This window comes from Ruegeria sp. E1, from assembly GCF_056534225.1.
On record NZ_JBQFPE010000029.1, the window covers coordinates 1 to 7,416 of the forward strand.

At 52.8% G+C, this 7,416-nt stretch carries 4 protein-coding genes; all 4 read right to left on the reverse strand.

Features of this window, described 5'->3' with window-relative positions; translation table 11 throughout:
* Nucleotides 1–2,263: EcoAI/FtnUII family type I restriction enzme subunit R (gene hsdR, locus ACR0FG_RS20670; RefSeq protein WP_480895232.1), on the reverse strand; the 2,263-nt coding region annotated here is incomplete at its 3' end.
* Nucleotides 2,260–3,099, reverse strand: coding sequence for a hypothetical protein (locus ACR0FG_RS20675; RefSeq protein WP_480895234.1), 840 nt, complete (start codon nt 3,097–3,099; stop codon nt 2,260–2,262). The genes ACR0FG_RS20675 and hsdR, both read right to left, overlap by 4 nt.
* Nucleotides 3,096–4,286 carry a restriction endonuclease subunit S gene (locus ACR0FG_RS20680; protein WP_480895236.1) on the reverse strand — a complete coding sequence of 397 codons (1,191 nt, stop codon included), beginning with the start codon at nt 4,284–4,286 and terminating at the stop codon, nt 3,096–3,098. Before ACR0FG_RS20680 ends, ACR0FG_RS20675 begins: the two co-directional genes overlap by 4 nt.
* Nucleotides 4,283–5,731, reverse strand: coding sequence for a class I SAM-dependent DNA methyltransferase (locus ACR0FG_RS20685; protein WP_480895238.1), 1,449 nt, complete (start codon nt 5,729–5,731; stop codon nt 4,283–4,285). The genes ACR0FG_RS20680 and ACR0FG_RS20685 overlap by 4 nt, the downstream gene beginning before the upstream one ends.
* Between the last annotated feature and the right edge of the window lie 1,685 nt (nt 5,732–7,416).

The following is a 7,416-nucleotide window of genomic DNA, read 5'->3' on the forward strand; positions in this document are numbered from 1 at the left end:
CTAGTTTCTCTTTGCCCTCGCCGATACTGCCGTACCGGGCCACCAGAAATTGCCCCAATTTTTTTGTTGCCAATTCACTTTCACCATCTGTTTCGTAGGCCTTGAGGATGCCGAGCAATAAGTCTTTAGTCTCCGCATCATAGACGTCCATCGACCCTTCTCTCAGTCGGTCTGCCCTATCGTGTCGAGTCTTGGGGGTGTTTGTGAAAAGGATGTAGCTGAGGACATCAAACAAATCGCTCTCTGGGGCATCAACTAACCGTCGAATGTCGTCGAGCCTGTCTTGATCGTATCCTCGGTCAGACAGTTGTCCGAGAAAGTGTTCGCGGTTGTCAGGATCGCTCCACACCGCTCGCAGATGGTCTTCATCTGCAACAATCCCAGAAAGATCACCAAACAGCCTCTTCAAGAACTCCGCCGCAGAGATCGGCTTGCCCTCTGGGCTCCAATAGGTCGTGGCCGCGATGTATTGGATATTGCGAACTGTCCCATCCGAGAGCGCGACTTGGATCTTCTCTCGGGGGAGGTCATCCGCATCTTCACCGTTTTCTGGTGGTTCGCCTTCATCTACCGGGGGTTCGCTCGGTGGAACACAAGGACCTCGGGGCGCTTCAGGTTCAAGCGGTTCGCCATCCCACTCAGGATCGTTGAAGTTCTCATGGGCCTTTACGAAATCCCAGATGGTAAAGAAGTCTTTGCCTTCAAAGGTCCGTGTCCCCCGACCGATGATCTGCTTAAACTCGATCATTGAGCGAATTGGGCGCATCAGAACGATATGGCGGATGTTCCTCGCATCGACGCCCGTCGAGAGCTTCTGCGACGTGGTCAGAACAGTCGGTATCGTTTTGTCGTTGTCTTGGAAGTCACGTAGGTGCTGTTCACCAACTGCACCGTCATCAGCGGTCACGCGGTGGCAGTAGTTTGGGTTGGTGCTGTTCTTGACCTGATTGATGAGGTCGCGGACCAGCGCAGCATGATCCTGCGTTGCACAGAACACCAAAGTCTTTTGTCGCTGGTCGATCTGCCTCATGAACTCTTGCACTCGGCTTAGCTCACGTTCTTCAATGACTATTCGGGTGTTGAAGTCGCCCTCAGTGAACGCTTCGCCCGCCTCGATGTCTCCAGCAATAACATCGTCAGAACCATCATAGACATATTCATCAATGGTACTTGCCATCTGACGCACCTTGAAAGGCGTCAGGAAGCCGTCCTCGATACCGTCCCGCAGTGCGTAGGTAAAAGCCGGTTCGCCGAAGTAAGCGTAGGTGTCGGCGTTGTGCTTGCGCTTGGGAGTAGCTGTGAGACCAAGCTGTGCGGCTGGCTCAAAATACTCCAGCAGGTGACGCCATTCGCTCTGGTCGTTAGCACCGCCTCGGTGGCACTCATCAATTACGATGAAGTCGAAGAAGTCCGGGGAGTAGTCTTTGTACACCGGCTCGCCCTCACCCGTCATGAAGGTCTGAAAGATGGTGAAGAACAGGCTCGCGTTCTTCGGAGGCTTACCACCGTTCTTGCGGATCGTGTCGGGGTCTATGCGAGTAACCGCATCGTTCGGGAACGCCGAGAATGCGTTGTAAGCCTGATCGGCGAGAATATTCCTGTCTGCTAGGAACAGGATACGCGGTCGCCTGACCGGCTTACCTGACAGGTTCCACTTTGCCTGAAACAGTTTCCAAGCGATCTGGAAGGCTATGGACGTCTTTCCCGTTCCGGTTGCCAGCGTCAACAATATGCGCTTGTCGCCAATTGCCAGAGCCTCCAGAGCCGCAGTAATCGCGTTGTGCTGATAGTAACGCAGTTCCCACTTACCGCCGTCTGTCTCGAATTCCACTGCTCCGAAGCGTTCCCGCCAATCATTCTGAGCTGTGAATGTACGATCCCAGAGTTCATCTGGTGACGGGAACGGGAGAGTTAAATCGCCCTCGGCTCCCGTCGTCATATCGATCTGGTACCAGTTCAATCCGTTGGACGCATAGGCGAACCTCGATCCAAGCCGAGAAGCGTAGTCTTTGGCCTGACCAACACCGTTGCGGTGGCTTACGCCCGCCCGTTTGGCTTCGAGTACCGCCAGTTTTTGACCCTTGTGGATCAACACGTAGTCAGCCGACAGACCGCGTCCGCGAGTGCCACCAGATTGAATGCGACCCGGGCAAATGACTTCTCTACGAATGCGAGAACCGTTCTGCCCCCAGCCAGCAGCGGCGAGGACGGGGTCGATGCGTTCCGCACGGGTATCGGCTTCTGTCTCGTCGTAAAGGCTCATGCGACCCCCAAGAGAGGTTCAGTGCTGGCAGTTGCTCGGATCAACTCATCCTTCAGCTCGTAGATAGAGCGTACGACTTGGCAGACGGATGCAGCAGCTTCGGGGGTGTCTGCGTACCTGTTCGCATGAGCAAGATTATCTCTAAGCTCCCTGATGGCTTTGAACCGCGCATCGTGGGCGTTGCGGGTTGCTGTCACCAATCCACCCTTCAGGAGTAGAACGGCCTTGTCTGTAATCTGCGTGAAAGTAATCTCGCTTACAAACCCATCTCTTTTTTGTGCCATGAGTATCTCGTCCTGCAGCTTCTGACGACGACCATCGGAGAGATGCGACATCCAGTCGTCAGAGTTCGGCCATCGGCTTTCAATCGCAAGAGACATGGCCATCTCAAGGCTGGTGACCAACGCAAACAGTGCAGCACGGACAGGTAGTTGTTGAATGTCTGACAGACTGACAAGGCCTGAGACACCCTCGCCGGAAACCACGAGTTTGGTAGACACATCGTCGGCGTTGCGGATGAAATCGAAGATGCTGGCGTCAGCCCCAATCACTATCTCCTCTGACAAGGGCAAATAGTCGTCACGAACGCCTCCTTCCGGTGCGGCGTTTTGGAACCAGCGTTCAGCATTGTAGAGACCGATCACACGTTCCTTGTCGTCGACTACAGGCAGATAACTGAAGTTCAATGGATTAGCGTTAGTGACTTCGGCCGCAGATTGCGACGGGCGGCAGACAAGAAAGTCTTTTCTAGGAACCATGATCAACCCAACGGTCAGGCTGCCTTGAACTCTTTGGAGCTTATCGAGGCTAGCGTCATGGTTTGATGCCCAGCTCATGTCAGTTCGCCCGCGAAGGCGTTTTGCAGTAGGGACTGGCGGAGATCATCTAAGTCATCGAGCTGGTCTCGGCACCGATCCACAAGCCTTTGAGCATAGATCCGGAGTGCACCCAGTTCGTCGAGTACTCGCCTCTGTTCGGGACGATCTGGGTAGTGGACAGAAAAACCTGCAAGAAGCGTTTGGTTCAGGTTGCTGATGTTCGCACCACCGCCACCTGCAGTGAGCTTCGCCCTTGCTTCACGGGTTTTCATGAACTCGCAAAGGTATGCTGGGCTAAGTTCTTCTGTTTTTAGCCTGATGCGAATAGTGAAACCGGAAAAAGAAACAGGCTCTTCAAGCTCTGGCAGAACCATAGTTCGACCAATGAGTTCACGATTTCCGTTAGATCGTACCGCGAGCAAGTCACCCGCTTGAAGGCAGTCTGCCTCGGAGAGATCACCGTCCACAGTGACGCTCGAGAGTTCATTCAAAGGAACCTCGAAGTTGTCTTTGAAATCACCGACCCCCACGACTTTGACTTCCGCACCGCTGCTCGTCCGCTTGAAATTAAGGCCGTTCCGAAAATCAGCCATCTCTCCAAGAGCTTTAACACTGCCATCAGTAGCTGCGATTGCACTGAAGCGCCGAGAGATCATCTCAGCCAATAACTCACGCGCATTCTGCAGATTAACCTCAGCGTTCTCCCGAGCGCGAGCCAGGCCCGCGAAGGCCTCGTCTAGAACCGCAACGATCCGCCGTTGTTCTTCAAGGGGTGGAACAGGAATGGCACGTGCTTCCATTGAACGCTTGGAAACATGGATCATCGTTGCACCCGCGCCTTGTTCATCCTTGATACGTTCTTTGTCCCAATCAAAGAAATAGAACAGATAGTCCCTCAGAACTTGTTCAGAGGGGACTACTTTCCAGATGTGATAGTGATAGATAACCTTGCCACCGTTCCAGATACGCGGGCCAAAAGACGCTGACCAAGCGTATAGTAGGTCTCCGTTATCGCAGTACTTATTTTCATCCAACTCCAGATCAGAATAGTACCAGTGATTGTTCGTAAAGAAATTGCCAACTCGAAGCACTGGGTAACGTCCAGACTCAAGAAGCTCCGGCTTCTTGTACGCGCGACCGTTGAGAAGACTGCAGACTTCTCCAAGTTGCATTGTTTGCCAACCCGACTTTACCAGATCCTTCACAGCATCCCCCGGATGTTTTCAAGAATCTTGGCTGTCTCTGCATCCCGCGCCAACATGTCTGCAATGATGTCTTCGGGGGACCGCAGAGGAGCCTCCTCAGGTGCATTGGGGTTGTTCACTGAGAGATCATACGTCTCTTCGTCCAGATCGGCTCGTTTCACGATCCAGCTTTGAGGTCCGTTGGGTCGTGTCTTCTGCAGCTCCACAAACTCAGCAAGATCGTCATCGTTTAACGGTTTGGTTTTACCCAAGCTGCGACCGGGATCGAGCTGATAGAACCAGATGTCTCTTGTGGGTGCGCCCTTCTCGAAGAACAGCACCACCGTCTTCACACCAGCACCCTGAAACGTCCCTTGCGGACAGTCGAGGATAGTATGCAACTCAGCCGCTTCTAGCAGCTCCTTGCGCAAGGCTATCGAGGCGTTGTCGGTGTTGCTGAGGAAGGTGTTCTTGATGACAACTGCCGCCTTGCCACCAGCTCGCAGCTTGCGAATGAAGTGTTGCAGGAAGAGGTATGCTGTCTCACCAGTACGGATCGGAAAGTTCTGCTGCACCTCCCGTCGCTCTCCGCCCCCGAAAGGAGGATTTGCGAGGATTATGTCGTGCCGGTCCTTCTCTTGGATATCCATCACGTTTTCATTGAGCGTGTTGGAGTGGATGAGGTTGGGTGCCTCGATCCCATGAAGGACCATGTTCATGATGCCGATGACGTAGGCGAGACCCTTCTTCTCCTGTCCGTAGAAGGTATCGGTCTGCAGAGTCTCGAAGTCGGACGCCGACAGTTTGTCAGTGCGCATGTAGTCATAGGCTTCACAAAGGAAGCCAGCGGAGCCTACAGCACCGTCATAGATCGTCTCTCCGATTTTGGGATCAGTTACCTTGATCATTGCCCGAATGAGTGGGCGAGGGGTGTAGTATTCGCCTCCATTGCGACCTGCATTACCCATGCGACGGATGCGGGTTTCATAGAGCTCTGAGAGTTCGTGGCGCTGGGCTTGGGTGTTGAATGACAAGCCGTCTATTGCCTCCAGCACGTCTCGGAGGATGTACCCGGAGCGAAACTTGTTGCGAAGCTCGGTGAACACCTCACCGATCTTGTACTGGATAGTTTGAGGGCCTGTAGCGGACTGACGGAAGGCCGCGAGATACGGGAAAAGCTCCTGATCGACGAACTTGATCAGGTCATCGCCAATACGGGCACTGTTGTGGTCGAACTCTCCGTTGACTTTGGGGGCTGCCCAGTTGTCCCAGCGATAGTCGCCGTCGATAATGGGTGCGTATTTTTCGCCATCAAGTTCGGCCCGGTCGCGGCGCTCGCTTTCCAGATCGTGCAAATACTTGAGGAATAATACCCAAGATGTCTGCTCTACGTAGTCCAGTTCGTTGGCGATACCATCTTCGGCGCGGAGGTCCCGCTCGATCTTGTTGAACGCGTTCTCGTACATGTTTTCCTGCTCATTTTGTTATCGGCACAGTTCCACTTGAGGGTGCAAAGATCAACCGCATTCAAGTCGGGTTGCGACGACATTATTTCCAAGCGGCGAGCCATCTGGAACGCTGTCTCAAAAAAGGTCGGCACAGGTACAGAGATTTGCATCGTATCTTACCAGCAATAATGCCTGGCGTGGCTTCCCCCGCCGTGGCAGCGAGGGTCGCATGACTAAGCGGCGACCGCGTCACCAATAGAAACACCCCAATTTGCAGTGACAAACCGAGAGGCTTCTTGAGGTAAAGTTGGATATGCTCTGGATCCTCGGTAGTTGTAGACCTTACTCCCTTCCTTGGCTTTCAGGAGGTACAAGTTGGTCAGAATTTCTTTGACACTTTTGTCGCCATTTCGCGCTCGGTCAATCAGACCTTCTAGGTAGGCTGGGCGGTCTGCAGGAGGCATCCCGTAGTAGGTTTTGCAAAGGATCATATGGAGGTTAAACAGTTCGTCCTCTCGACGGCGCTTCGTTGGTGAAGTTGTACGGTTTTCGGGAACGCCTCCTCGTGATGAGGCTTTGCGGCAAGTCGCGTTGCAGAACTTTGCTGATGAGCGTTGCGCATAGAAAGACGCCCCGCACTGGTGGCAGGTTATTGATATCATGGGCTGTCCTATTGGAGTTAGCGTGACGCCACTATAGAGAGAGGACCTGAATGTTGAGACACAGGCCAGCGCATTACGTCACTAGTGTTTAGGGAGTTCATCTGGATACATTCATCAGGCAACTACCTGATGTTCAGACCAGATGAGATAGACCAAGGATAAGGTTGTAGAGGGTGGACCACCTTCCAATGATCGCAATTCAATCTAGCTAGATGCCATTATCGAGAGACACCCTGAGGGGCTTGTCTCAGGATTTACTCGATGACGATACTAGCATGTCGTTGTTCAACGATGTTGTGATGACCACTTACATCGTTTTGCTCAAGGCAGATCTGTCATCTGCGTTTGCTACTTTTGGCTAGTAAGATTTGACGGATTATTTGCAACAAATACCCGCCTACGCTTGGTCTCGACCTTTGGGTAGGGTCTCTTCTTGGTCGGACCTATTTCGACCTTAATGGGTTTTGTCGTCACAGTTGCTTTATCAGTCTTGGAAGCTGGTCGGCATTCTTCGACCTTCTGTCTTGTATCCTCACCGTCGTCGTTGACCTCATGGCAGGTGACCACGTTTTGCTCAGATGCCTTTCGGTACGCGTAACGCTCTTTGGCCAACGCTCGTCTATCATGATCTCGTTCCAACCGGTCCTGCCATTTGGCTTCTATGAGGACCCTGAGGTCGTCATCAGAAAGATGTCGAAGATGCTCCTGATTACGATGCCAACGTAGAGAGCGTTGCATGCGCTCTTCGTGTTTGACCGATACCGCAGCGGCTTCGGCCTTGCGTTTGTTGTGAGCTAAAACTCGACAGCTATCGGAGCAGTACTGGGAGGTCTTTCTGAACGGCGTGTATCTACTCTTGCAATGCTTGCAGCTCTTACGTGCCTTTGGCTTTGCCGTTTTGGTGCTAGTTGCGTCAGCGGCCATCTACTTGATCTCTGGGTTGGAGCTAGAATTTAGCGTATTGTTGTACTCATAGGTCGGGCGTAATTGAATTATATTTATTTTCAAGTATTTGAGGGAGTTGCCAAATTAACGCTAAGA